This window comes from Pandoraea pneumonica, assembly GCF_902459645.1.
Classification (GTDB): Bacteria; Pseudomonadota; Gammaproteobacteria; order Burkholderiales; family Burkholderiaceae; genus Pandoraea; species Pandoraea pneumonica.
The window spans coordinates 14,215-39,375 of record NZ_CABPSK010000001.1 but is presented as its reverse complement, the minus strand read 5'-3'; the positions used below and the strand labels follow the sequence as shown (position 1 = coordinate 39,375).

Below are 25,161 nucleotides of genomic sequence, written 5' to 3'. Positions count from 1 at the left end.
CAGTTCGCTCGCAGTTAAGTCTTCACATCCGAGAGCCCGGCGGCAGCGGCTTGGCGCGCCTGCACAGGGCCGTCGACATCAATTACATGAATTGGCGCAGGAAGCGCAGGTCGTTCTCGTAGAACAGGCGCAAGTCTTGCACGCCGTAACGCAGCATCGTCAGACGCTCGAGACCCGAACCGAACGCGAAGCCGATGTAGCGCTCCGGATCGAGACCCATGTTGCGCACCACGCTCGGATGCACCTGGCCCGAACCCGAAATCTCCAGCCACTTACCGGCGTTCTTGCCGGTCTCGAACTGCATGTCGATCTCGGCGGACGGTTCCGTGAATGGGAAGTACGACGGGCGGAAGCGCACTTGAATGTCGTCGCGCTCGAAGAACTTGCGCAAGAAATCGGTGTACACGCCCTTCAGGTCGGCAAAGCTGATGTCTTCAGCGATCCACAGGCCTTCAACCTGATGGAACATCGGCGAGTGCGTGGCATCGGAGTCGACGCGATAGGTGCGCCCCGGGGCAATCACCTTGATCGGCGGCTTGTTCATGCGCGCGTAACGCACCTGCATCGGGCTGGTGTGCGTGCGCAGCAGCAACGGCTTGCCGGCGTCGTCATTGCCTTCGACATAGAAGGTGTCCTGCATCGAACGCGCCGGGTGGTTCTCCGGGCTGTTCAGGGCAGTGAAGTTGAACCAGTCGGTTTCGATCTCGGGGCCGTCGGCCACGTCGAATCCGATGGAACGGAAAATTTGTTCAACGCGTTCCCACGTATTGAGCACGGGGTGCAGGCTGCCGGCACCCAGGCCGCGCCCGGGCAGCGTCACGTCGATGGCTTCGGCGGACAAGCGCGCATCGAGCAGCGCATCGGCCATGGCCTGACGGCGCGCCTGCAAGGCGCCTTCGATCTGTTGCTTGGCCGCGTTGATCCGTGCGCCTTCGCTCTTGCGGGCTTCAGGATCGAGCTTGCCGAGGCCCTTGAGCAACTCGGTCAGTTGGCCGGTCTTGCCAAGAAAGCGAGCTTTCTCGTTTTCCAGCGCGGCGGCGTCGGGAGCGGCGGCGAACGCACGCTGCGCTTCGCTGACGATAAGTTCCAGATCCATATGCTACAGGCTCAAGTTAGGCGGTCGGAATGGCCGCATTACATGCAAAAAAGCAGTCGAAAAACAAAAGGGGGCTCCGATGAGAGCCCCCTCCTGGCGAATGGCGCGCGGTAAAACGCGCTATACGCTAACTACAGCTTCAGGCTGCGACGGCGGCTTTCACCTGGGCGACAATCGCGGCAAATGCCGGCTTGTCGTTGATGGCCATGTCGGACAGCACCTTACGGTCGAGTTCGATCGAGGCCTTCTTCAGACCAGCGATGAACACGCTGTAGGTCATACCGTGCTGACGCACACCTGCATTGATACGCGCAATCCACAAGGCGCGGAACACGCGCTTCTTGTTACGGCGATCGCGGTAGGCGTATTGCCCAGCGCGCATGACCGCTTGCTTAGCGATGCGGAAGACGTTATTGCGGCGGCCGCGGAAACCCTTGGCAGCTGCGATGACTTTCTTATGGCGGGCCCGTGCAGTGACCCCACGTTTGACTCGAGGCATATTTCTCTCCTATCTAAGTCGGGGTTTAAGCGAAGGGCAGCATTGCGCGTACGGAGTTCAGATCGGAATCATGAACGCCGACGGCACCGCGCAGGTGACGCTTATTCTTGGTGGACTTCTTCGTCAAAATGTGACGCTTGAAAGCCTGACCACGCTTAACGGTACCGCCCGGACGCACGCGAAAGCGCTTCTTGGCACCGCTCTTGGTTTTCATCTTAGGCATGAAAAACTCCGAGGTTTTTAACATGATCACAGGTGTGACGCCAAAATCGCGCCCCTTGTAGAACCCGGGATCACTTATTTTCAGGGCCTAACTGCACCCTGCATCGCTGCGGCAGCCCTCTCGGGCCACTGCGGCAATTCTTGACAACCCGGCGGTGTCACTCGACACCGCCACGGCTTATTTCTTCTTCGGCGCGATGACCATGATCATCTGACGGCCTTCCATCTTCGGCATCTGTTCCGGCTGACCGAACTCTTCGAGATCGGACTTCAGACGTTCCAGCATACGAGCGCCGATTTCCTGGTGAGCCATCTCACGGCCGCGGAAACGCAGCGTGATCTTGGTCTTGTCGCCGTCTTCGAGGAACCGCTTCAGATTGCGCAACTTGACGTTGTAGTCGCCGTCGTCGGTGCCAGGTCGGAATTTGACTTCCTTGATCTGGACGACTTTCTGCTTCAGCTTGTTCTCGTGCGCTTTCTTCTGTTCCGAATACTTGAACTTGCCGTAGTCCATCAGACGGCACACCGGCGGCTGAGCCTGCGGTGCGATTTCCACCAGATCGACATCGGCCTCTTCTGACATACGAAACGCTTCGGCCAGCTTTACGATGCCGATCGGCTCATTGTCGACCCCAACTAGACGCACTTCGGGCGCAGTAATTTCGCCGTTAATGCGATGCGACTTATCGGTAGCGATGTTGCTTATCCTCGAAAAAAGTCAAAAATTTAGCCGCGCTGTCCGACAGGCGTTATTGGAACGATGCGCATTCTTGCGCAAGGCGTTCGATGAGCGCGTCAACGGGCATCACACCCAGATCCACGCCGCCACGGGCACGCACGGCTACCGTATTCCCCTCTTGCTCTTTGTCCCCCACTACCACGAGATAGGGAACTTTCTGCAACGAGTGCTCGCGTATTTTATAGCTAATTTTCTCGTTGCGCAAATCGCTCCGAGCCCTAAGCCCTTGTTCTTTCAACTTTTTCGTCACTTCCTGCGCGTAATCGGCCGTTTTTTCGGAGACATTCAGCACAATCACCTGTTCCGGCGCGAGCCACGTCGGCATTGCACCAGCATGGTGCTCGATCAAAATACCGATGAAACGCTCTAACGAACCCAAAATCGCACGGTGCAGCATGACCGGACGCTTGCGGCTGTTGTCTTCCGCGACGTACTCGGCGTCCAGACGCTCAGGCATCGAGAAATCGACCTGCATCGTGCCACATTGCCACTGACGGCCAAGCGCATCCTTGAGCGTGTACTCAATCTTCGGACCGTAGAACGCGCCGTCGCCTTCGGCGATCACGAATTCGCAGCCCGAGCGGCGCAGCGACTCCATCAAGGCAAATTCGGCTTTATCCCAATTCTCGTCGGAACCGACACGATGCTCAGGGCGCGTCGCGACCTTGTAAATCATGTCCGAGAATCCGAAATGCTTGTACACCTTGTGCAGCAACGCCGTGTAGTTCACGCACTCGTCGAGGATCTGATCTTCCGTGCAGAAGATGTGACCGTCGTCCTGCGTGAAGCCGCGCACGCGCATCAGGCCATGCAAACCGCCTGACGGCTCGTTGCGGTGGCACTGACCGAATTCGCCGTAGCGCAGCGGCAGATCGCGATAGCTATGCAGCGACGAATTGAAAATCAACACATGACCAGGACAGTTCATCGGCTTGAGCGCGTACGAGCGGCTCTCCGATTCCGTCGTGAACATGTTGTCTTTGTAGTTCTGCCAGTGGCCCGACTTCTCCCACAGCGAACGGTCCAGAATCTGCGGACCCTTCACTTCCTGGTAACCGTTATCGCGATAGACGCCGCGCATGTACTGCTCGATTTGCTGCCAGAGCGTCCAGCCCTTCGGATGCCAGAAGACGAGACCCGGCGCCTCTTCCTGCATGTGATAGAGGTCCAGCGCTTTACCGAGCTTGCGGTGATCGCGCTTCTCCGCCTCTTCGAGCATGTGCAGATAAGCGTCCTGGTCTTCCTTCTTCGTCCAGGCCGTACCGTAGATACGCTGCAACTGCTCATTCTTCGCGTCGCCACGCCAGTAGGCGCCGGCCACCTTCATCAGCTTGAAGACCTTGAGCTTGCCCGTCGACGGGACGTGCGGACCACGGCAAAGGTCAACGAATTTGCCTTCGCGATACAGACCAATCTCATCCGTGGCCGGAATCGACTCGATGATCTCAGCCTTGTACTTTTCGCCCATCGACATGAACAGACGCACCGCGTCGTCACGCGAGAGCACTTCACGCGTGACCGGCTCGTCCTTCTTGGCGAGCTCGTGCATCTTCTTCTCGATGGCTTCGAGATCTTCCGGCGTGAAGGGGCGGTGGAACGAGAAGTCGTAGTAGAAACCGTTCTCGATGACCGGGCCGATGGTGACCTGCGCCTCGGGGAACAGCTCCTTGACGGCATAGGCCAGCAAGTGAGCCGTCGAGTGACGGATGACGTCCAGACCGTCGGCGTCCTTGTCCGTGACGATCGCGAGGTTCACATCGTGATCGATCAGAAAGGACGTATCGACCAGCTTGCCGTCGACGCGGCCGGCCAGCGCCGCCTTTGCCAGACCCGAGCCGATCGAACCGGCGACCTGAGCCACCGTCAGCGGGGCTTCGTACTGGCGTTGCGAACCGTCAGGCAAACGTACCGAAATCATGTCGCACTCCCATGCGCTAAAACGTCACACGCGGCCCACGCCACGCGGCAAAACCACGAAAAAAAACGGCCTCGACTGTCGTCGAGGCCGTCTCTTCATTCCTTGCATCCAGACGAAAAACACCCTCGACTAACGTCGTACCTTCACCACTGTGAAAGTTCGGGCCGTCTTCAACATGAGTGTTTTCTTCCAGCGTCTGTGTCTGCGGGGTCTCGCGGACTGTAATGCATCAAAATTCGTTGGTAGGCTCGATTGGACTCGAACCAACGACCCCCACCATGTCAAGGTGGTGCTCTAACCAGCTGAGCTACGAGCCTATTGCAAGAGAACGAGATTCTAGCAAGGTTTCCGCACATCGCCAAGCGATTATTGTGCCCGGTCGCGAAAAACCGCGTCGGGCGGCGATTCCGGGCGACTTCCCTGCGCAGAAACCGCGCCGCCCGGGCCTCCCTTTGCGGTCATTTCCCCCGCCACCGAACACTCGCCTGAACGCCAGGCCTCAGCCCCCCCCTCCCCTTTTATCGCCGACGCGACGACACCACCCCAGTCACGCCTGAGAGCTGTGCCAGCGCCCGCTGCAACTGACCGCCATCGCGCACTTCGACGGTGAACTGCATGAACGCCTGCGGCCCTCGCGATTGCGTACTCACACCAGTGACGTTGAGCTTCTCCCGCGAGAACACTTCCGAAATATCGCGCAGCAGCCCCTGACGGTCCGTCGCTTCGATCTGAATATCGACCGGGTAAGCGGCAACGCCTCGGCCCTCGAGCACATCGCCCGACCAAGCCGTCTGGATCACGCGCTCGGGAGCGCGCGACTTCATCGCCTGAAAGCTGGTGCAATCTTGCCGGTGAATCGACACGCCCTTGCCGCGCGTGACAAACCCGACAATCGGGTCCGGCGGCGCCGGTCGGCAGCACTTGGCCAGTTGCGTGAGCAACGCGCCCACGCCGACAACCAGCACCCCGCTCTTGGCGCCCTGCGCGACGCTGGTATCCAGGCTCTTCTTGGCGACCAGCGTATCTTCGTCGCGCGGCTCCGGCCCCGGCAAATTGCCCGAGAGCGCCTGCTCCACATGCCGCAGACTAAACTCGTCCTTCGCTACCGACGCGTACAAGTCGTCCGGCGTCTTGAAACCCAGCCGAGCGGCCAGTTCTTCGAGATTGACCGACGTCTTGCCTTCGCGCTGCAAGGTCTTGTCGATGAGCGTGCGACCATGCGCGATCGTCTCTTCGAGATCGATCGTGTTGAACCACTGACGCACCTTCTGCCGCGCCCGATGGCTTTGCAGATACCCCAGTTGCGGGTTGAGCCAATCACGCGACGGCCCGCCCTGCTTGACCGTGACGATTTCAACCGTCTGCCCGTTCTGCAACCCCGTGTTGAGCGGCACCATCGCGCCATCCACCCGCGCGCCACGGCAGCGATGCCCCAGCTCGGAATGCAGGTGATACGCGAAATCGATCGGCGTTGCACCCTGCGGCAGCGAAATCACACGCGCCTGCGGCGTCAGCACATAAATGTGATCGTCGATGGTCGCGCGCTTGAGTTGCTCCCACGGCTGCGCGGCACCTTCTGCGCCCACCGTGTCCGCCACGTCGTCCTTCCACGCCAGCAACTGACGCAGCCACGCGATCTTCTCGTCGTAAGCATCGCCCGCCGAAAACGCGCCGCCGTAGCCGCGCTGCCCCGCTTCCTTATAGCGCCAGTGCGCGGCAATGCCGTACTCGGCGAAGTGGTGCATCTCGTGCGTACGAATCTGCACCTCGAACGCACGACCGTCATCCCCGATGACCACCGTATGCAGCGACTTGTAGCCGTTCGGCTTGGGCCGCGAGATGTAATCGTCGAACTCTTTCGGAATCGGCTGCCACAGGTTGTGGACAATGCCCAGCACCGTGTAGCAATCCTTGATGTCGTCCACGATCACGCGAAACGCGCGCACGTCGTAGAGCTCGGCGAAGTCGACCGCCTTGCCACGCATCTTCTTCCAGATGCTGTAGATGTGCTTCGGCCGACCGGATACTTCGGCCTTCACCCCTGCGCGCGCCAGTTCGTCCTGCAACCGCTCGATCGCGCCTTCGATAAAGGTCTGCCGCTCGACCCGCTTCTCTTCGAGCAGCTTAGCGATCTGCTTGTACGTCACCGGCTCGAGGAAGCGAAACGCAAGGTCTTCGAGCTCCCACTTCAGTTGCCAAATCCCGAGGCGGTTCGCGAGCGGCGCGTAGATTTCCAGCACCTCGTGCGGCATGTCCTCAGGCGGCGGCTTCTTCTCGGCGGCATACCAGCGAAGCGATTGCAACCGCGAGGCCAGCCGAATCATCACGACCCGGATGTCCTGCGCGAACGCCAGCAGCATCTTGCGCAACGCTTCGACTTGCGACTTGCGCTCTTCCGAGGCATCGCGGTCGCGGCCATCGGCGGGCATCGCGTGCGCGGCCAGCGAGCCAGCGCCCGAAAGACGCTGCAACTTACGAACGTCGATGACGAGTGCCGAGACTTCCGCGCCGAACTTCTGCGTCAGCGTGGTTTGGGTATCGGGGAGAAATTCGCCGGCGCAAAACAGTGCGGCGGCTTGATGTGTGGCCTCGTCCACACGCAGCGTGTCGAGGATGGCAAGCATGCCGCGGGCATGCGCCATAACGGGTTCGCCTGACGAGAGCACGTTCTCGCCGCACAGCGCTGCGGCGAACGCGAGCGCGTCGTCGAGCGTGGCGGGCAGCGAAGCGTCGCCCACACCTGCCGTGGAATTCGTCACAGACTTCGAATTCGACGGGTTCGTTGCCTTGGCAGCAGCGGGTGTCGGCGCTTGATGTTGGGTCATGTCGTTACACGGGGCGGCCAGCGCCCCTCAGGGTACGGATCGTGCGCTCAGCTTTCGCGCTGGGCGGCAACGACCACAATTTCAACGAGCATTGCGGGGTCGGCGAGGGCTGCCTCGACAGTGGCACGCGGCGGCGCATTGCCCGCCGGCACCCATTCGTCCCACACCTGATTCATCTCACCGAAGTACTTCATGTCGGAGACGAATATCTGACACGACAGAATGAGCGACTTGTCGCTGTTCGCTTCCGCGAGCAGGCGGTCGATGTGGGCGAGTACCTGACGCGTCTGACCGGCCATATCCTGCGAGCGGTCGTCGGGGGTCTGGCCGGCGAGATAAACGGTGCCATTGTGAATGGCCATGTCCGACCAGCGCTTTTCGACGTAGAAACGTTGTACTGCCATGATGTAAGACTCCTCGTATTCTTTTGGAACTTCGGACCAGCCGCCTACCGGCCCATATCAGTGAATATCAGTGGATATGGGCACCAATATCAGTCGGCGTATCCGTCAAAAAACCGGCGTGCAATCTGAATCTGATCGTCGTGCACAAAAGTGGGCGCGTGGCCCACACCGGGGATTTCTACGGCACGCGCATGTTGTGCGTGTGCCAGCATTTGTTCAAGCGTGGTGCGAGAGAGCAAATCGGATTGCTCGCCGCGCACGATCAACGTCCGCCCGGGGAACGCCGCGAGCGATGCCCACAGCACGGCCTCACCGGCCGCAATGGCCTCCGCCGGCACCGCCGAAAACGCCGCACCGATGGCCGGATCGTAGCGCAGCACATACCCTTCGCCATCTGCCTTGAGCAGCGGTTCGCTCAACGCGCGCCACTCCTCTCGCGTGTGCGGCCCGAACGACGACGAGATCGACCACAAATAATCGACGGCTTCATCGATCGACGCGAATCGCTTCGGAATACCGACGTACTGCCCAATGCGCGTGAGCGACGCCGCGTCGATATGCGGGCCCACGTCGTTGAGCACCATATTGCGAATGGGCGAGTCGGGCAACCCGGCCAGCCCCATACCGATCAAGCCGCCCATCGACGTGCCGAACCAATCGACCGTCGCAACGCCCAACCGCGCAATCAGCGTGACCATGTCGGATGCGTATTGCGGCACCACATAGCCTGCCGCGTTACGCAGCCAGTCCGACTGACCGCGCCCGACCACATCGGGGCATACGACACGATAGTCGTCGGCGAAGGCGCGCGCCATCGCGTCAAAATCGCGGCCGCAGCGCGTGAGGCCATGCACACACACCAGCACGCGCGGGTTCTCGGGGTCACCCCACTCCGCGTAGGCCATCCGATGCAGACCGGAAGGGCTCAGACATTGAACGCTCGACAGACGTGGCACGTGGTTCGACATGGCAGACTCATCGGATCGGTATACAGCCCGAATTCTACCGCGCTTGTCGCAAACCGTAAGCTAGAATGGGTCGACTCATGGGCCGCATTGCGCATTGGTGCTTGTGGCTCGCAGCAAGATTCACACGCAATATGCCAACGGAGACGACGTAATGCTGAAAGGAAAAATCGCCCTCGTGACCGGCTCGACCAGCGGCATCGGACTGGGGCTGGCGCAGGCGCTCGCGGCACAGGGTGCCACCCTGATCGCGAACGGGTTCGGCGATGCCGACGCCGCGCGCAAAGCCATTGCCGAAGCCGCCGCCAACGCGGGACACGGCGAGAGCCGCGTCGGTTATCACGGTGCCGACATGAGCCGCGCGAGCGAAATCGAAGCGATGATGCAGTACGCCGACACCGAATTCGGCGGTGTCGACATTCTCGTGAACAACGCGGGCATCCAGCACGTCGCTGAAGTTCAGGATTTTCCGACGGACAAATGGGACGCGATCATCGCGATCAATCTCACGTCGGCGTTTCACACCACGCGACTTGCCTTGCCGAAAATGCGCGAGCGTAACTGGGGCCGCATCGTCAACATCGCCTCCGTGCATGGCCTCGTCGGCTCGGCTGGCAAGTCGGCCTACGTTGCCGCCAAACACGGCATCATTGGTCTGACCAAGGTAACGGCACTCGAAAACGCGCAAAACGGCGTAACGGCCAACGCCATTTGCCCGGGCTTCGTATTGACGCCCCTCGTGCAAAAGCAAGTTGACGCTCGCGCTGCGCGCGACAACCTGTCCGGCGATGACGCCAAGCGCTCGCTGCTTGGCGAAAAACAACCGTCGGGCGAGTTCGTCACCCCCGAACAACTCGGCGCGCTCGCCGTGTTTCTTTGCAGCGACGCCGCCTCGCAGGTGCGTGGCGTGGCGTGGAATATGGACGGCGGCTGGGTCGCCCAATAAAACAAAACGGGCGGGGATATCCCCGCCCGTTTCGCCTTCCATCGACAACGGGGTTCAACGGCCCCGATGCCCTCAGCAAGGTGACGCGTCAGCGTGACCGACGCGAAGCCCAGTCCTCAGACAGCGCTCGTATCGAGCGGTGCCCCGGTCTTCTGCGCAATCTCTTCCTTGGTCACACCCGAAGCCAGTTCGATGACCTTGAGGCCGTCCGGCGTCACGTCGATCACACCCAAGTCGGTGATGATGCGATTGACCACGCCCACGCCCGTGAGCGGCAGATCGCACGCTTTCAGAATCTTGTGGGCGTCGCCCTTGGCCACGTGCTCCATGAGCACGACCACACGGCCGACACCGGCCACGAGGTCCATCGCGCCGCCCATGCCCTTGATCATCTTGCCCGGGATCATCCAGTTCGCCAGATCGCCCTTCTCGCTGACCTGCATCGCACCGAGGATAGCCAGATTGATGTGACCGCCGCGAATCATCGCGAACGAGTCGGCCGACGAGAAGATCGACGACCCTGCTAGCGTCGTCACCGTCTGCTTACCGGCGTTGATCATGTCGGCGTCGACTTCGTCTTCGGTCGGGAACGGACCAATGCCGAGCAGACCGTTTTCCGATTGCAGCCAGACTTCCATCCCGTCCGGCACATGGTTGGCCACCAACGTGGGCAAACCGATGCCGAGGTTCACGTAGAAGCCGTCCTCCAGCTCACGCGCGGCGCGCGCAGCCATTTCATCACGATTCCATGCCATGGTTATCTCCTTGATCTCGGCGCTTACTTGGCACGTACCGTGCGCTGTTCGATGCGTTTTTCCGGCGTCCTGTTCAGCACGATGCGCTGAACGAAGATGCCCGGCAGATGCACGTCGTCCGGATCGATGGCACCGGTCTCGACCAGTTCTTCGACTTCCACGATCGTGACCTTCCCGGCCATGGCGGCCATCGGGTTGAAGTTGCGAGCGGTGCGATGGAACACGAGGTTACCGGCGCGGTCGGCCTTGGCAGCCTTGATAAGGGCGACGTCGGCGCGCAGCGAGCGCTCCATCACGTACACATCGCCGTCGAATTCGCGCGTTTCCTTGCCTTCGGCGACCACGGTACCGACACCGGTCTTCGTGAAGAATGCGGGGATACCGGCGCCGCCAGCGCGCAGCTTTTCCGCGAGGGTGCCTTGCGGCGTGAATTCCAACTCGAGTTCACCGGCCAGATACTGGCGCTCGAATTCCTTGTTCTCACCGACGTACGACGAGATCATTTTCTCGATCTGACGCGTCTCGAGCAGCAGGCCCAGGCCGAAGCCGTCGACGCCCGCGTTGTTGCTGATGCAAGTGAGCCCTTTGACGCCCGAGTCGCGCAATGCTGCGATCAGGGCCTCCGGAATGCCACACAGGCCGAAGCCGCCGACGGCGAGCGTTTGCCCGTCTGCGACGACACCGGCGAGCGCCTCCTTGGCGCTGGCGAATACCTTGTTCATCGTTTGTCCCTTTCCCTCGGTTGAGAATTGAAATTATGCCGCGCGCTAGCGCGTTGCGTCGCTCACGCGGCCCGATCTCACCGGGTAGCCACGCGTCTCATGCAATCATAGAGCTTACGGTGCCGTGCAAATGGGGCACAATACGTGAAATTACATATCTTCCCGCGTGCCGGGCCGCCGCACGCGGCGCTCCAGCGCAAGGACCGACCCGATCAGCCCCCGCTCCGCCCTGCCCTCATGCCGACGTTCGACTACCAGACAGCTTTTCACATCGCCCCGGTCGGACTGGTCATTTCTCGCCAGCGCATCATCGAGGACTGCAATCGCCAACTCGGCAAAATCTTCGGCTGCGACCACACCACGCTCATCGGCCAGTCGTTTCAGGTGCTGTACCCCTCGCCCAAAGAGTTCGAACGCATTGGCGAGCGCATTCCGCCGATCATGAGTTCGCAGGGTGTGTATTCCGACGAACGCATCATGCGCCGAGGCAACGGCGAGCTGTTCTGGTGCCATGTCACGGGCCGCTCGCTCGACGTGAACGACCCGCACGCGGCTGGCCTCTGGACATTCGAAGACATCTCCGCGACACGACGCGTTGCCGTCGCCCTGACCGCCCGTGAGCGCGAGATTGCTGCGCAACTCGTACAGGGCAAGACGAGCAAGCAAATCGGCAAGATTCTCGAAATCAGCCCGCGTACCGTCGATATTTACCGTGCACGTCTAATGCAGAAATACGGTGCGGGCACCGCGACGGAACTCGTGCAGCGACTGCTGGGCAACTAAACGTCGCGGACTCGCGTCACCAGATCACTCCACCAGTTCGCGGATCGACGCCGGCAGCGGCACCGACTTCTCTTCCTGATAGTTCACCCACACGATCTTTGCGCCGCCCTCAGCGACGATCACGTCGGGGGTGTCTGCTCGACGCAGCTCGAAACGCGTATCGATGCTCGAACGCCCCGGCGCGCCGATGAACATGCGGCAATCGATATCACCCGGGTAACGCAGTTGCTTCAGGAACGTCATGTTCGCGTTGATGATGACCGGACCCTCGCCCGCGGAGCGCTCCTCCGATTCGACATCCAGCGTCTCCAGCCACGAGATACGCACCTGCTCCATATAGCGGAAGTAGACCGTGTTGTTGACGTGACCGAACGCGTCCATATCGCCCCAGCGAATGGGCATGCTCATGCGAAAGACTTCCTTGTATTGCGACGACACTGCGAATTCTCCATGTGAAAAGACAACGCCCTGCCGAGCGGTGGCAGGGCGTTATGGAGACAAAGTGTAGCGCGTTGGCCTGCTGGGCGTGCAGCAGCGGCGTAGTGGCCGGCCTCGATGGCCAGGTTTTCGGAATGACGAGAGATACGCGACCGGAAGCGTCCGATCGATTGACGGCCCCGGCCGCCTCGCAGGCGGACATCTGCCCTATTTCAGCGCACTGACTGCCGGGCGGGTCTTGTTGCTCACGACGTCGTCGCCTTTCACGGCGGCTTCGGCCTTCTCCACCAAATCGCGCCCGACGAGCACTTTCCACTTTTGATAGACCGGCCGGGTCGCATCGATGAAGCGTTGACGCTGGTCGGGTGTGAGGCGCACAACTTTGACGCCGCGCGAATCCAAGTCTTCCCACATCGCGCGCCCGGAACTGAGCAAGTCCTCGCGCGCGAGCGTCACTTCGAAGCGTGCGGCTTCCACCGCCGCGTCGCGCACGATGTCGCGATCTTGCGCCGACCAGCTATCCCAGACTTGCCGGTTGACGACAAAAACGATCGGGTCGGCCACGTAATCCCACACGGTGACGTAACGCTGCCCAACGGTATCGAGTCGGACGTTGTTATAGATCGTCATCGGATTTTCTTGCCCGTCGATCTTGCGGCTGCGCAGCGCACGAATCGCATCGTTCCACGTCATCTGGGTCGGATACGCGCCCAGCGCCGTGAAAATATCGTTGAACAGCAGCGAGCCGACCACACGGAAGCGCAAGCCGCGCATGTCGTCTGGCGAGCGGATCGGGCGGCGGGAATTGGTCAGTTGCCGGAAGCCGTTTTCCCCCCAGGCGAGCGGCACCACGCCCTGCTCCTCAACGCGCCGGAACAGTTCCCGGCCAACGTCGCCATGCGTGAGCGCATCGAGCGAGCGATAGCCCTTGAGCAGAAACGGCAGAGAAAAGACATTGAATTCAGGGATCGCCGACGACCAGTTGATCGTCGAGCCGACGGCCATGTCGATCACTCCCTGACGCAGCGCGGAGAATTCGCGCGTCTGGTCGCCGCCGACCAGCGCCGCCCCCGGATGCAACTTGATATTGATGCGTCCGTGCGTGCGCTCCCGGACCATATCGGCCCAGAGCTGCGTGCCTTTGCCCCAGGGCGTGCCCGCATCGGGCACGATCGACAGTGTGTACTCGGCTTTGTAAGTTTGAGCGGCAACGGGCAACGCCGTTGCGGCGAGGGCAAGCGCGACTCCGATGAGCCCCCGCCAGCCTGGATTACGCATGGTGTCCTCGAGATGATTCGGGGTCCTTGTGCGACCCCGTGAGCATCGGAGAATTATGCGCCCGCCCCCATCACGCTGACTGCCTCGGACAATCCCCGATTGCCGCATTGCAGCGAGCCTGCGCAATCGGGGCGAAACCATACGGCGTCGGGCGAAGCGACGCGCGACCCACGTGTCCGTACGCGCCCCTCGCCCCCATCCTCGATCAATGTCAACCGACGGCCAAACCGTCGTCGATGGTCATGATCGAGCCGTTGATAAAACGAGAATCGTCCGACGCCAGAAGCAGAATCAGCCCGTCGAGATCGCTCGGTTCGCCAACCCGTTGGCGCGGCAGCATCTGAATGAGCTTGCGCCCCGCCTCCGTTTGCCAGTGGTCGTGATTAATCTCGGTGTCGATGTAGCCCGGGCACAGTGCGTTCACATTGATGTTGAACTTGCCCCATTCGAGTGCCATCGCGCGCGTCATGTGAATGACGGCGGCCTTGCTCACGCAATACACCCCGAGCATCGAAATCGCGCGCTGACCGGCCACCGACGCCACGTTGATAATCCGATGCTGGCGCTGCGGATCGCCCTTGGCGCGGCGGAGCATGCGTTTGGCCACCTCTTGCGCCACGAAAAACGCACCGCGCGTGTTCGTGTCGAGCACGTAGTCGTACTCCTGCGGTGTGACATCGACCAACTTCTGCTGCGTGGAAACGCCGGAGTTGTTGATGAGAATGTCGATCGCCCCCGCTTCGGTCTCGGCGTGCGCCACACCCGCACGGATGCTGTCGTAGTCGGTCACGTCGAGCGGCACCACGTGCGCCGCCCCGCCCATCGCCTCGATTTCCGCGCGCAATTCCTTGAGCCGTTCCACACGGCGACTGGCCAATACGACCTTGGCACCGGCTTGTGCCAGCACCTTGGCGAACTGCATGCCAAGCCCGCTCGACGCACCAGTAACCAGTGCCACCTTCCCTTCCAGATTCAGTGAACGCCCCATCCTCATCTCCCTCGCGCCCGGACGCGCATTGAATATCGACAGTGCCGCATGGCCCGCCGCTAGAGCTTCTTACCTAGCAAACCGAACGATCGTGCTATTAATATGCGGTTGCGAGGTGTTCCCCATTCCCGGAAAATGGCCGCACCCACGAATTCTAACGTTTATAACAGGAGCATCAATGGATCCCAAGCTGCTCGAGCAGTACGGCCCGAGGGAATCGATGGAGTACGACGTCGTCATTGTTGGCGGCGGTCCGGCCGGTCTGTCCACAGCCATCCGTCTGAAGCAGCGCGCGCAGGAAGCCGGTAAAGAGATTTCCGTTTGCGTGCTGGAAAAAGGCTCGGAAATCGGTGCCCACATCCTGTCCGGCGCCGTCATGGATCCGCAGGCGCTTACCGAACTCATCCCCGACTGGAAGGAACGCGGCGCTCCGCTCGATACCCCCGTGAGCGAAGACCGTTTCCTGTTTCTGACGGAAACCGGCGCGACCTCCACGCCGTTGTGGCTGTTGCCCGCGTGCTTCCAGAACCACGGCAACTATGTGATCAGTCTCGGCAATGTGGTGCGCTGGCTCGGCCAGCAGGCCGAAGCGCTCGGCGTCGAAATTTTCCCCGGCTTCCCCGCCGCCGAAGTGCTGTACGACGAGAACGGCGCGGTGATGGGCGTTGCCACCGGCAACATGGGCGTGGGCAAGGACGGCGAGCCGACGGAGAATTTCCAGCTCGGCATGGAGTTGCATGCCAAGTACACGATCTTCTCGGAAGGTGCGCGCGGCAGCCTCGGCCGTCAGTTGATGCGCAAGTTCAACCTGGACGAAGGCCGCGACCCGCAGGCTTACGGTCTGGGCATCAAGGAATTGTGGGAGATCGATCCGGCCAAGCATAAGGAAGGGCTTGTCGTGCACACGGCCGGCTGGCCGCTCAACTCGCAGACCTACGGCGGCTCGTTCCTCTATCACCTGCCGAACAATCAAGTGGCTGTCGGCTTCATCGTCGGCCTCGACTACAGCAACCCGTATCTGTCGCCGTTCGAAGAATTCCAGCGCTACAAGACGCACCCGTCGATTCGCCACTTCCTCGAAGGCGGCAAGCGCGTGTCGTATGGCGCGCGGGCGATCACCGCCGGTGGCCTGCTCTCGCTGCCAAAGCTCGTCTTCAAGGGCGGCGCACTCGTCGGCTGCGAAGCCGGTTTCTTGAACGCCAGCCGCATCAAGGGCAGTCACGCCGCGATCAAGACCGGCATGATGGCCGCCGATGCAGCGTTCGATGCACTCGTCGCCGATCGTCAACGCGATGAACTGAGCGCCTATCCGGTGGCGTTCGAGCAATCGTGGCTGCACGAGGAACTGAACAAGGCGCGCAACTTCAAGCAGTGGTTCAAGAAGGGGCTGACGGTTGCCACGCTGATGACCGGTATCGAGCAAAAGCTGCTGGGCGGCAAGATGCCGTGGACGATCCACCGCAAGAAGGCCGATCACGAGTGTCTGCTGCCGGCCTCGCAGTGCCAACCGATCGTCTACCCGAAGCCGGACGGCAAGCTCACGTTCGACCGTCTGTCCTCGGTGTTCATCTCCAACACCAACCACGAAGAGAACCAGCCGGCTCACCTCACGCTCAAGGATCCGAGCGTGCCGGTCGGCATCAATCTTTCGGAATACGCCGGCCCAGAACAGCGTTACTGCCCGGCCGGGGTGTATGAGTTCGTGAAGAACGACGACGATTCGGAACGTCTGCAAATCAATGCGCAGAACTGCGTGCATTGCAAGACGTGCGATATCAAAGACCCGACGCAGAACATCGTGTGGGTCACGCCGGAAGGTGGCGGCGGGCCGAACTACCCGAACATGTAATTCACGACAGCCGCCGGTTCGCCCGGCGGTTTGTCATTTCGCGAGTCATTACGTGAGTCATCTCGCGGATCATGACGCGAGTCATGCCACCGGCAATTTCGTGACGGCTCGCATCTTCAACGCCAAAGGCAAGGAGGCTTCATGCTGCGGATTTCCTCAACATCCCGGTTCTCCACGTTTTCTCTCGGCACCGCTGCGCTCACCGGGGCGTTACTACTGGCAAGCGTCGGCGCGCAGGCAAAGACAGTGAGCTATCTTTGCGAAAACGGACACGTCGCGGTCGTGGTCTACGACGATCAAAATCTGGGCGGCGACGTCACGCTCTATTGGATGGGCAAGCGCGAAGTGCTCAAGCCGACGCGCGCGGCGAGTGGCGAGAAGCATGTGGGACGCACACTGATCTGGTGGAGCAAGGGGCCTGAAGGAACCCTTTATCGCGCAAAGGGTGAGCAGCCGATTACGCAATGCAAAGAATAGGTCGTGAACCCTTCAGCACAATAAAAAACGCCAGACATCGTCTGGCGTTTTTCTTTACGGCGGTCCGCTAACGTCGCTAGCGACGACGACTACAGAACGCTTATTCCGGCGCGTGCGGTGCAATGATCGGCGTATCGACATGCACATCGCCGCATTGCGCACGATGGCGCAGTGCGTGGTCGATCAACACCAATGCCAGCAGCGCTTCGGCAATCGGCGTCGCGCGAATACCGACGCACGGATCGTGACGGCCGAACGTTTCGACCGTCGACGCATCGCCTGCCTTGTCGATCGAACGGCGCGGCGTACGGATGCTCGACGTCGGCTTAATCGCGATCGACACATCAATGTCTTGCCCGGTCGAAATGCCGCCGAGTACGCCACCGGCGTTGTTGCCGACAAAGCCTTCCGGCGTCAGTTCGTCACCGTGCTCCGAACCCTTTTGCGTCACGCTACGGAAGCCCGCACCGATCTCGACACCCTTCACCGCATTGAGCCCCATCATCGCGTGGGCGATATCGGCGTCAAGGCGGTCGAACAACGGTTCGCCCAAGCCCACCGGCACGCCCGACGCAACGACGCGCAACTTCGCACCGACGGAGTCCCCTGCCTTACGCAGGTCGTCCATATACGTCTCGAGCTGAGGCACGACGTCCGCATTAGCTGCGAAGAAAGGGTTTTGTGAGACTTGCGACCAGTCGGTCTGCGGGATCTCGACTTCACCCAATTGCGTCATGCAGCCGTGAATTTGCACGCCATACCGCTCGGACAGCCACTTCTTAGCCACCGCGCCTGCCGCCACCACCGGTGCCGTCAGACGTGCCGACGACCGGCCGCCGCCGCGATAGTCGCGCACGCCGTATTTCTGCCAGTAGGTGTAGTCGGCATGCCCCGGGCGGAACGTCTCGACGATATTGCCGTAATCCTTGCTGCGCTGATCGGTGTTGCGGATGAGCAAAGCGATCGGCGTGCCCGTCGTCACGCCCTCGAAGACACCGGAGAGAATCTCGACGGCATCGGGCTCGTTACGCTGCGTGACATGGCGCGACGTGCCGGGGCGGCGGCGATCCAGCTCGACCTGGATATCGGCTTCCGTGAGCGCCATTCCCGGCGGGCAGCCGTCGATGACGCAGCCGATGGCCGGGCCATGCGATTCGCCGAAAGTGGTGACGGTAAACAGGGTTCCAAGCGTATTGCCAGACATACGGGGATCAGGTTCGGGTGAGACGGGAAGGCCCTATTATGCCAGCGATCCCGCCCCGCCGCGCTCAGACAGGCCAAGGGCCGCGCAATTCGAGCACGCGCTCGCGCAGCACCTCGGGCGTAGCCTGGGTTGCGGTGACCGGCTCGCCAATCACGAGCTCCAGTCGGTTGAGGATGCCGCGCTTGAACGGCCGCGTCATCGCCGCGCCACCATGGCGCGAGAAGAAGCTGCCCCACAGCCCGCGAAGCGCCATGGGCACCACGGGCACCGGCGAGCGGTCGAGAATGCGTCGCACGCCTTGCTTGAAGGCCTGCAATTCGCCCGACGCCGTGAGCTTCCCCTCGGGAAAGATACACACGACCTCGCCCGCATCGAGCGCTTTCGCAATGGCTTCATACGCACGCGAAAGCGCTTCTGCGTCCTCATGCGCGGGGGCAATCGGAATCGCTTTCACGGTACGGAAGAACCACGACAGCACCGGGATGCGGAAGATTCTGTGATCCATCACGAAGCGCACCGGCCGACGAATCGACGCGCCGATCACGACGGCATCCGCGAAGCTCACGTGATTGCACACCAGCACGCACGGCCCCTCGTCGGGAATCCTGTCGGCGCCCCGCACATCGATGCGGTACACGGTGTGCAGAAGCAACCACATGACAAAGCGAATGAGGAACTCAGGCAGCAGCGTATAGAGATACACCGCCACCAGCGCATTCAGAATGCCCGTGACGAGATACAACTGGTCGATGGTGAATCCGGCACGCGTAAGTGCCATGGCCATCAGCGCCGACACCACCATGAACAGGGCATTCAGAATGTTGTTTGCAGCGATGATGCGCGCACGATGCGAGGGAGCGCTCCGGCTTTGAATCAATGCGTAAAGCGGCACGCTGTAGAAGCCGCCGAACATTGCCAGCAGGAACAGATCGGCCAGGATGCGCCAGTGGCCCGGTTGTGCAAGAAACTGGCCGACAGTCTGCAACGTTGCCCCGGGTGCACCGCCACGGCTTGCAAAATACAGATCCACGGCAAAGACCGTCATACCGACCGAGCCGAACGGCACGAGACCGATCTCGACCTTGCCGCCCGATAGGCGCTCGCAGAGCATCGAGCCGACACCGATACCGATCGAGAACATCGCCAGCAGCAACGTCACGACGTTCGGGTTGGCACCCAGCACATCACGGGAGAAATTGAAGAACGACGCGAGGAACGTCGCCCCGAGAAACCACAGCCAAGAGATGCCCAGCAGACTGAGAAACACCGCCCGCTCGGTACGCGCGATGCGCAGGTTTCGCCACGTCTCGGTGAACGGATTCCAGTTGATTTTCAGGTCCGGCTGTGCCGCCGGTGTCGATGGCACCCACGAGGAAACGAATCGTCCCACGACGGCCAGCGTGACACACACACCGCCCAGCCACGGCAACGCCGATGCCCCGATCCCGGCAATTTCGCCGCCGATGATGGTGCCGATCAGAATGGCGACAAACGTCCCCATTTCCACCAGTCCGTTGCCCCCCACCAGCTCGTGGTCACCGAGATGTTGCGGCAGATAGGCGTACTTCGCCGGCCCGAACAGCGTCGAGTGCAGCCCCATCAGGAACGTACAAACGTAGAGCAGCGGCGCACTCGCCCAGAGAAAGCCGGCCGCACCGACGGCCATGATGGCGATCTCCAACGTCTTGACGAAGCGGATCAGGCGCGCCTTGTCGAACTTGTCGGCAATCTGCCCGCTGGTGGCAGAAAACAGCAGGAACGGCGCAATGAAGATCGCGGAAATCAGGAACGCGGCCGTCTTGCCGTCGACGTCTTGGAAGAGCGATGCGTGGTACGTGACAAGCGACGTGAACGCGATCTTGAACACGTTGTCGTTCATCGCGCCCAGGAACTGTGTCCAGAAAAACGGCGCGAAACGACGCTCTTTCAATAATCGGGATTGGTGGCCCTCGCCGCGTGCCCCGCGCTGGCTGGGCTGGCTCACTTGGTGCTTTCCGCTTCCTCGGCCGGCCAGTCGCGAATGTAGGCCTTGAGCATACGATTCTCGAACGACTGCTCTTCGACGACCGCACGCGCCACGTCATAGAACGAAATCACGCCCATCAACGTACGGCTGTCCATCACCGGCAGATAACGCGCGTGGCGCTCGAGCATCATGCGGCGCACTTCGTTGACATCCGTCTCGGGCGTGCAGGTGAGCGGGTGATCGTCCATCACTTTGCGAATGGTGGACGTGCCGACCGTCCCGCCGTTCTTGCTGATCGTATTGATGATTTCGCGGAACGTGAGCATGCCCACGAGATCGCCGTACTCCATCACGACGAGTGAGCCGATGTCGTGCTCCGCCATCGTGTCGACGGCTTCGGCCAGCGACGTTTCCGGGGTCACGGTGAAAAGGGTGTTGCCCTTTACCTTCAGGATGTCAGACACACGCATGGCACACACTCCTCTTGGTATGACTCGGGCGCAGGCTGCACAACGCTACCGCAGATCCTGCCGCCGGACTTCATGAGCGACGCGAAGCACCGGCGTGTCTGCCAGCGTCTCCGCACTGAATTGTAATTAGTTGAAGTGATGCTATCGGAAAGCATCTCAAAAGGAAAGGCGCGACAACGCGTCCATCGCCGCGTGGCGCGGGTTTTCGGCCGATTCTCCCCTCCCGCTCGGACAACACGCTATGCAATGTCTCGTACGACACCGCAATTTCCACGACACCTTCACGAAACCTTGTCGGCGCGCCCGAAGGTGGTGCTAGCATTGCCGTATACGTCAAGTAACACCGCCGCCGCTTCTCTCGCAGACATTCACGACGCAGCGGCCGACGCTCCCGCTGGATCTCCCGCTGTTCTCTTTTGTGCTACGAGGCCTTCACCGACATGTCCGTACCGCATTTCGACACGCTTGCCCTGCATGCCGGGGCCGCCCCCGATCCCACAACGGGCGCGCGCGCCACCCCGATCTACCAGACCACTTCCTTCGTTTTCACCGATTCGGATCAGGCCGCCGCGCTGTTCAACATGGAACGCGCCGGGCATGTCTACTCGCGCATTTCCAATCCGACCAACGCTGTGTTTGAAGAACGCATGGCCGCGCTCGAAAACGGCGTGGGCGCGATTGCCACGGCGAGTGGTCAGGCGGCCTTGCATCTGGCCATCGCCACATTGATGGGGGCGGGCTCGCACATCGTGGCGTCGAGCGCGTTGTACGGCGGATCGCACAACCTGCTGCATTACACGTTGCGCCGCTTTGGCATCGAAACCACCTTCGTGCGACCGGGCGACATTGCCGGATGGCGAGCCGCCGTGCGGCCGGAGACGCGTCTGTTTTTCGGCGAAACCCTCGGCAACCCTGGGCTCGACGTGCTCGACATCCCGAGCGTCGCGCAAATCGCACATGACGCCGGTGTGCCGTTGATGGTCGATAGCACGTTCACTACGCCATGGCTCATCAAGCCGTTCGAGCATGGTGCCGACCTCGTTTATCACTCGGCCACCAAATTTCTCGGCGGACACGGCACGACGATTGGCGGCGTATTGATCGACGGCGGCACGTTCGACTTCGAGGCCAGCGGCAAATTTCCCGAACTGACCGAGCCTTACGACGGCTTTCACGGCATGGTGTTTGCCGAAGAAAGCTCCGTCGCACCGTTCCTGCTTCGTGCGCGCCGCGAAGGCTTGCGTGACTTCGGTGCGTGCCTTCACCCGCAGGCAGCATGGCAACTATTGCAAGGTATCGAAACGCTGCCGCTGCGCATGGCACGACATGTGGAGAACGCGCGCCGCGTCGTCGAGTTTCTGGCGGGGCACGAAGCGGTCGCGTCAGTCGCCTACCCCGAACTGCCCTCGCACCCGGATTACGCGCTGGCCAAGCGCTTGTTGCCGCGCGGTGCTGGCGCGGTCTTCAGCTTCAATCTGAACGGCAACCGCGAAGCCGGGCGCCGATTCATCGAATCGTTGCAGTTGTTCTCGCATCTGGCCAACGTCGGCGATGCCCGCTCGCTCGTCATCCATCCGGCCTCGACGACGCACTTCCGCATGGACGCAGCAGCGTTGGCTGCCGCGGGTATCGGCGAGGGGACGGTGCGCCTGTCGATCGGACTGGAAGATCCGGACGATCTGATTCAAGACCTCAAACGCGGCCTGAAGGCATCGACAAAACGATAAAGGGGACACGATTCATGAACTTCGACGTCGCGGGCAACACCGTCTACGCCTATACCGCTGGCAAACCGATTCTGCCGTCGCAGCCGACGGTCGTCTTTCTGCACGGCGCGCAGCACGACCACAGCGTGTGGGGACTGCAAAGCCGATATCTCGCGAATCACGGCATGAACGTGCTCGCGCTCGACTTGCCGGGCCACCATCGCAGCGCAGGCACCCCCCTCAAGACGATCGGCGCGCTGGCCGACTGGGTGGTTGCCGTGCTCGACGCGGCGGGCGTCAAGTCCGCCGCGCTGATCGGTCACAGCATGGGCTCGCTGATTGCGTTGGATGCGGCGGCCCGTCACCCAACGCGCGTGTCGCGCATCGCGCTCGTCGGCACCGCGTATCCGATGAAAGTCTCCGACGCATTGCTTGAAGCCGCTGCGCAGCGCGAACCGGAAGCGATTGCGCTCGTCAACGAGTGGTCGCACAGCACGCTTGCCGCAAAACCCTCGGCACCCGGCCCCGGTTTCTGGACGTGGGGCGGTAACCAGCGGCTGATGGAGCGCGTCGCAAAACGCAACCCCGGAGAGAAAGTGTTTCTGACCGATTTCGAAGCCTGCAATAGCTACGATCAGGGCTGGGAGGCGGCGGCACGGGTGAAATGCCCCGTGCTGGCGGTGCTTGGACAACGCGATCTGATGACACCGCCACGCTCGGCGAAAGCACTGCTGGACGCACTGCGGGCGGGTGATGCGAGCGCCTCGTGTGGCACCGAAGGCGCGAGTGGTGTGGGTGGTGTGGGCGGTACAGGCAATCCAGGCGGTGTCCCGGTCACGGTCAAAACCGTCAACGCGGGGCACGCCATCATGACGGAACAGCCCGACGCGTTGCTCGATGCGCTAATTCAATTCATGCGACACTAAGTGCGTCGCTAAATAGGTCACTAGACGCATTACTAGATGCGCGACTAGGCACGCTACTCATTGCGCCACTAAGTGCGCGACTGAGTGTGCGGTTGAATGCGCGAATTGCCGCGACATCCAGCGCGCCAACTCGCAAAGGAGGCTTGCCATGCGAGATTCCCACGACGCCGCGCCCGCGTTCACGCGGTTTGCGGATTTCTACCCGTTTTATCTGGGCGAACACAGAAATACCACGTGCCGCCGTCTGCACTTTGTCGGCTCGTGGGGCGTGATTGCGTGTGTGCTGGTGTTTGCGGTGACGGGTAATGTCTGGTGGCTACCGGCGGCCGTCGTGTGCGGGTATGCGTTTGCGTGGGTCGGCCATTTCTTTTTCGAGAAGAACCGGCCTGCCACGTTTCGCCATCCGTTCTACAGCCTGCTGGGTGACTGGGTGATGTTTCGCGACATCTGCCTCGGGCGCATCAAGCTCTAGCGCTTCCCTGCCCCCTAGCGCTTTCGGTGCCGTCATGCCCGTCGTGCCCCTCGCGCCCATCGGGCGCAGGCTCAGACGTGGCATCGTCCTCATCAGCGACTTCACGAGGCAGCGCATCGATGAGCGGCACATCCCATTTGCCTTCGCGCAGAATCTCGGCCACGTGCGCGCCGTCGAGTGCGTGGCGCTCCATCTGACGGGCGAGTTCGTCCACGTTCAGCGCGAGTTGCCCGACGAGCGGTGCGAGCGTCGCGGTATGCGGGTTCGCCAGCAGCAACCAACGCTCGGCAGGCGGCTGCATCATCATGCGGCCAACCCACCCCATGCGCTCCAGCCGCAGCAGTAATGCGTTGGCATGATCGAGACTCGTGTGCATGGCGCGCGCAAGTTCGATCGTCGTACGGCCCCGTCCGCCGGTTTCGCGGTCCTGATTGAGCAGGTGAATCAGCGTCAGACCATCGAGCAAATCGCTCCCCGGAAACTGCGGGTACTGAAAGTGCCCCAAACGCAGCGCAGGCAGTACTGAGGCGATCGTCGCGCCCACCAGTGCCACCAGCCACGAGAGATAAATCCACAACAGGAAAATCGGCACCGCCGCAAACGCGCCGTAGACCGCCGTGTACGTCGGAAACTGCCGAATGTACAAACCGAATCCCCGTTTGGTCAGATCGAGGGCCAGCGCCGCCACGACACCCCCGGCGAGCGCGTCGCGCCAATCGACCTTGCAGTTCGGCATGTAGAGATACATCAGCATGAACGCCACGCTCGTGAGCGCCGGGGGAATCAAGCTCAGCAGCGACGCGGCGGCCGGCGGCATTGTGCTCACCAGCGACATCGATTGCGTGAAGATGTACGAACTGATCGACAGACTCACGCCGAACAGCAAAGGCCCCAGCGTGAGCAGGCTCCAATAGATCAACAACCGCTGAGCCAGCGGGCGCGGGCGCGGCACGCGCCAAATCACATTGAACGCCGATTCCACCGTCATCAACGTGAGCACCGACGTGACCAGCAAACCGATCAGGCCGAACGCCGTGAGACTCGTCGCCTTCGCCGCGAACTGATTGAGATAGCCGAAGATTTGCGCGTTGACGCTCTCCGGCATCAGATGCTCGATGAGAAAGCCTTGCAGCGAATCGCGAAACGATTTGAAGATCGGAAACGCCGTGAACAGCGCGAATGTGACCGCGAACAGCGGCACGATCGAGAGGATCGAAGTGAACGTGAGGCTACCCGCCACCTGGGGAATCCGATCGTCCTGAGCACGCGAGAGCGCGTACTTCAGCAGTTGGCGAACGTTGTTCCAGTTGATGCGGGACAGCTTGATCAAATCGGGCTCCTTGAGAAAGGCCTTACGGGGACATGCGAGAACATGCAAGGATGGGCAAGAACACGCAAGCGCACGGCCAAGGTTACTCGCTTAGGAACGCCCTATAATACCCGCACTTTTTGCCCCGTTTTCACTCGACACCCAAGGTTCCGGGCCGTTTGCCGCCTCGGGTCGCGCGATCTC

24 protein-coding genes and 1 tRNA gene are annotated in these 25,161 nt (G+C 61.4%); 7 read left to right on the top strand and 18 right to left on the bottom strand.

Going from position 1 to position 25,161, the window contains the following annotated elements; translation table 11 throughout:
* Positions 1-82: 82 nt before the first annotated feature.
* The 9 genes from pheS to PPN31114_RS00150 all read right to left on the bottom strand — a co-directional run bounded on the left by pheS (position 83) and on the right by PPN31114_RS00150 (position 8,671).
* The gene (gene pheS, locus PPN31114_RS00190; protein ID WP_058378173.1) at positions 83-1,096 is read right to left on the bottom strand and encodes a phenylalanine--tRNA ligase subunit alpha; all 1,014 of its coding nucleotides are present in this window, start codon (positions 1,094-1,096) and stop codon (positions 83-85) included.
* Positions 1,097-1,235: 139 nt separating this feature from the next.
* On the bottom strand, positions 1,236-1,595 hold the full coding sequence (gene rplT / locus PPN31114_RS00185; RefSeq protein WP_010806048.1) for a 50S ribosomal protein L20: 360 nt from the start codon (positions 1,593-1,595) through the stop codon (positions 1,236-1,238).
* Between the two features lie 25 nt (positions 1,596-1,620).
* Positions 1,621-1,818, bottom strand: a complete 198-nt coding sequence (gene rpmI, locus PPN31114_RS00180; protein WP_150677526.1) for a 50S ribosomal protein L35 — start codon at positions 1,816-1,818, stop codon at positions 1,621-1,623.
* Between the two features lie 177 nt (positions 1,819-1,995).
* Positions 1,996-2,514, bottom strand: coding sequence for a translation initiation factor IF-3 (infC, locus tag PPN31114_RS00175; RefSeq protein ID WP_174987819.1), 519 nt, complete (start codon positions 2,512-2,514; stop codon positions 1,996-1,998).
* A gap of 52 nt (positions 2,515-2,566) precedes the next feature.
* Positions 2,567-4,474, bottom strand: a complete 1,908-nt coding sequence (thrS, locus tag PPN31114_RS00170; protein WP_150677524.1) for a threonine--tRNA ligase — start codon at positions 4,472-4,474, stop codon at positions 2,567-2,569.
* Between the two features lie 240 nt (positions 4,475-4,714).
* A tRNA-Val gene (locus tag PPN31114_RS00165) sits at positions 4,715-4,791 on the bottom strand.
* A 201-nt stretch (positions 4,792-4,992) separates the two neighbouring features.
* Positions 4,993-7,233: a RelA/SpoT family protein gene (locus PPN31114_RS00160; protein WP_370865847.1), complete on the bottom strand. Its 2,241-nt coding sequence runs from the start codon at positions 7,231-7,233 to the stop codon at positions 4,993-4,995.
* Between the two features lie 113 nt (positions 7,234-7,346).
* Positions 7,347-7,703: a RidA family protein gene (locus PPN31114_RS00155; RefSeq protein WP_150677523.1), complete on the bottom strand. Its 357-nt coding sequence runs from the start codon at positions 7,701-7,703 to the stop codon at positions 7,347-7,349.
* An 89-nt stretch (positions 7,704-7,792) separates the two neighbouring features.
* Positions 7,793-8,671: an alpha/beta fold hydrolase gene (locus PPN31114_RS00150; protein WP_150677522.1), complete on the bottom strand. Its 879-nt coding sequence runs from the start codon at positions 8,669-8,671 to the stop codon at positions 7,793-7,795.
* A gap of 151 nt (positions 8,672-8,822) precedes the next feature.
* Between PPN31114_RS00150 and PPN31114_RS00145 the strand changes: the two genes are divergently transcribed.
* Positions 8,823-9,614 carry a 3-hydroxybutyrate dehydrogenase gene (locus PPN31114_RS00145; RefSeq protein ID WP_150677521.1) on the top strand — a complete coding sequence of 264 codons (792 nt, stop codon included), beginning with the start codon at positions 8,823-8,825 and terminating at the stop codon, positions 9,612-9,614.
* Positions 9,615-9,730: 116 nt separating this feature from the next.
* On the opposite strand, the gene PPN31114_RS00140 is transcribed toward PPN31114_RS00145, so the two are convergent.
* Together PPN31114_RS00140 and PPN31114_RS00135 are read right to left on the bottom strand one after the other, a co-directional pair.
* Positions 9,731-10,369, bottom strand: a complete 639-nt coding sequence (locus tag PPN31114_RS00140) for a CoA transferase subunit B (RefSeq protein WP_150677520.1) — start codon at positions 10,367-10,369, stop codon at positions 9,731-9,733.
* Positions 10,370-10,392: 23 nt separating this feature from the next.
* Entirely contained in the window at positions 10,393-11,091 is a 699-nt protein-coding gene (locus PPN31114_RS00135; protein WP_150677519.1) for a CoA transferase subunit A, read from the bottom strand.
* Positions 11,092-11,328: 237 nt separating this feature from the next.
* Between PPN31114_RS00135 and PPN31114_RS00130 the strand changes: the two genes are divergently transcribed.
* Entirely contained in the window at positions 11,329-11,874 is a 546-nt protein-coding gene (locus PPN31114_RS00130) for a PAS and helix-turn-helix domain-containing protein (RefSeq protein WP_150679067.1), read from the top strand.
* A 24-nt stretch (positions 11,875-11,898) separates the two neighbouring features.
* Here the strand turns inward: PPN31114_RS00130 and PPN31114_RS00125 are convergent, their stop codons facing one another.
* The 3 genes from PPN31114_RS00125 to PPN31114_RS00115 all read right to left on the bottom strand — a co-directional run bounded on the left by PPN31114_RS00125 (position 11,899) and on the right by PPN31114_RS00115 (position 14,578).
* Positions 11,899-12,312, bottom strand: coding sequence for an acyl-CoA thioesterase (locus PPN31114_RS00125; RefSeq protein ID WP_150677518.1), 414 nt, complete (start codon positions 12,310-12,312; stop codon positions 11,899-11,901).
* 207 nt (positions 12,313-12,519) lie between these two features.
* Entirely contained in the window at positions 12,520-13,590 is a 1,071-nt protein-coding gene (locus PPN31114_RS00120) for a DctP family TRAP transporter solute-binding subunit (RefSeq protein ID WP_150677517.1), read from the bottom strand.
* Between the two features lie 211 nt (positions 13,591-13,801).
* The gene (locus tag PPN31114_RS00115; protein ID WP_150677516.1) at positions 13,802-14,578 is read right to left on the bottom strand and encodes an SDR family oxidoreductase; all 777 of its coding nucleotides are present in this window, start codon (positions 14,576-14,578) and stop codon (positions 13,802-13,804) included.
* Positions 14,579-14,756: 178 nt separating this feature from the next.
* Between PPN31114_RS00115 and PPN31114_RS00110 the strand changes: the two genes are divergently transcribed.
* Together PPN31114_RS00110 and PPN31114_RS00105 are read left to right on the top strand one after the other, a co-directional pair.
* Positions 14,757-16,427, top strand: coding sequence for an electron transfer flavoprotein-ubiquinone oxidoreductase (locus PPN31114_RS00110; RefSeq protein ID WP_150677515.1), 1,671 nt, complete (start codon positions 14,757-14,759; stop codon positions 16,425-16,427).
* A gap of 141 nt (positions 16,428-16,568) precedes the next feature.
* Positions 16,569-16,904, top strand: coding sequence for an MliC family protein (locus PPN31114_RS00105; protein ID WP_150677514.1), 336 nt, complete (start codon positions 16,569-16,571; stop codon positions 16,902-16,904).
* 100 nt (positions 16,905-17,004) lie between these two features.
* Here the strand turns inward: PPN31114_RS00105 and aroC are convergent, their stop codons facing one another.
* From aroC to PPN31114_RS00090, 3 genes are all read right to left on the bottom strand, one after another.
* The gene (gene aroC / locus PPN31114_RS00100; RefSeq protein ID WP_150677513.1) at positions 17,005-18,108 is read right to left on the bottom strand and encodes a chorismate synthase; all 1,104 of its coding nucleotides are present in this window, start codon (positions 18,106-18,108) and stop codon (positions 17,005-17,007) included.
* Positions 18,109-18,172: 64 nt separating this feature from the next.
* On the bottom strand, positions 18,173-20,092 hold the full coding sequence (locus PPN31114_RS00095) for an MFS transporter (RefSeq protein WP_150677512.1): 1,920 nt from the start codon (positions 20,090-20,092) through the stop codon (positions 18,173-18,175).
* Positions 20,089-20,544 carry a CBS domain-containing protein gene (locus PPN31114_RS00090; protein ID WP_150677511.1) on the bottom strand — a complete coding sequence of 152 codons (456 nt, stop codon included), beginning with the start codon at positions 20,542-20,544 and terminating at the stop codon, positions 20,089-20,091. Before PPN31114_RS00090 ends, PPN31114_RS00095 begins: the two co-directional genes overlap by 4 nt.
* 440 nt (positions 20,545-20,984) lie before the next feature.
* Here PPN31114_RS00090 and PPN31114_RS00085 point away from each other — a divergent pair, with 440 nt between their 5' ends.
* The 3 genes from PPN31114_RS00085 (at position 20,985) to PPN31114_RS00075 (ending at position 23,648) form a co-directional block, all read left to right on the top strand.
* Positions 20,985-22,271 carry an O-acetylhomoserine aminocarboxypropyltransferase gene (locus PPN31114_RS00085; protein ID WP_150677510.1) on the top strand — a complete coding sequence of 429 codons (1,287 nt, stop codon included), beginning with the start codon at positions 20,985-20,987 and terminating at the stop codon, positions 22,269-22,271.
* A gap of 14 nt (positions 22,272-22,285) precedes the next feature.
* Positions 22,286-23,176: an alpha/beta fold hydrolase gene (locus tag PPN31114_RS00080; protein WP_150677509.1), complete on the top strand. Its 891-nt coding sequence runs from the start codon at positions 22,286-22,288 to the stop codon at positions 23,174-23,176.
* A gap of 148 nt (positions 23,177-23,324) precedes the next feature.
* Positions 23,325-23,648, top strand: a complete 324-nt coding sequence (locus PPN31114_RS00075; protein WP_150677508.1) for an Mpo1-like protein — start codon at positions 23,325-23,327, stop codon at positions 23,646-23,648.
* Here the strand turns inward: PPN31114_RS00075 and PPN31114_RS00070 are convergent.
* On the bottom strand, positions 23,638-24,978 hold the full coding sequence (locus tag PPN31114_RS00070; protein WP_150677507.1) for a YihY family inner membrane protein: 1,341 nt from the start codon (positions 24,976-24,978) through the stop codon (positions 23,638-23,640). The genes PPN31114_RS00075 and PPN31114_RS00070 overlap by 11 nt on opposite strands.
* Positions 24,979-25,161 lie beyond the last annotated feature (183 nt).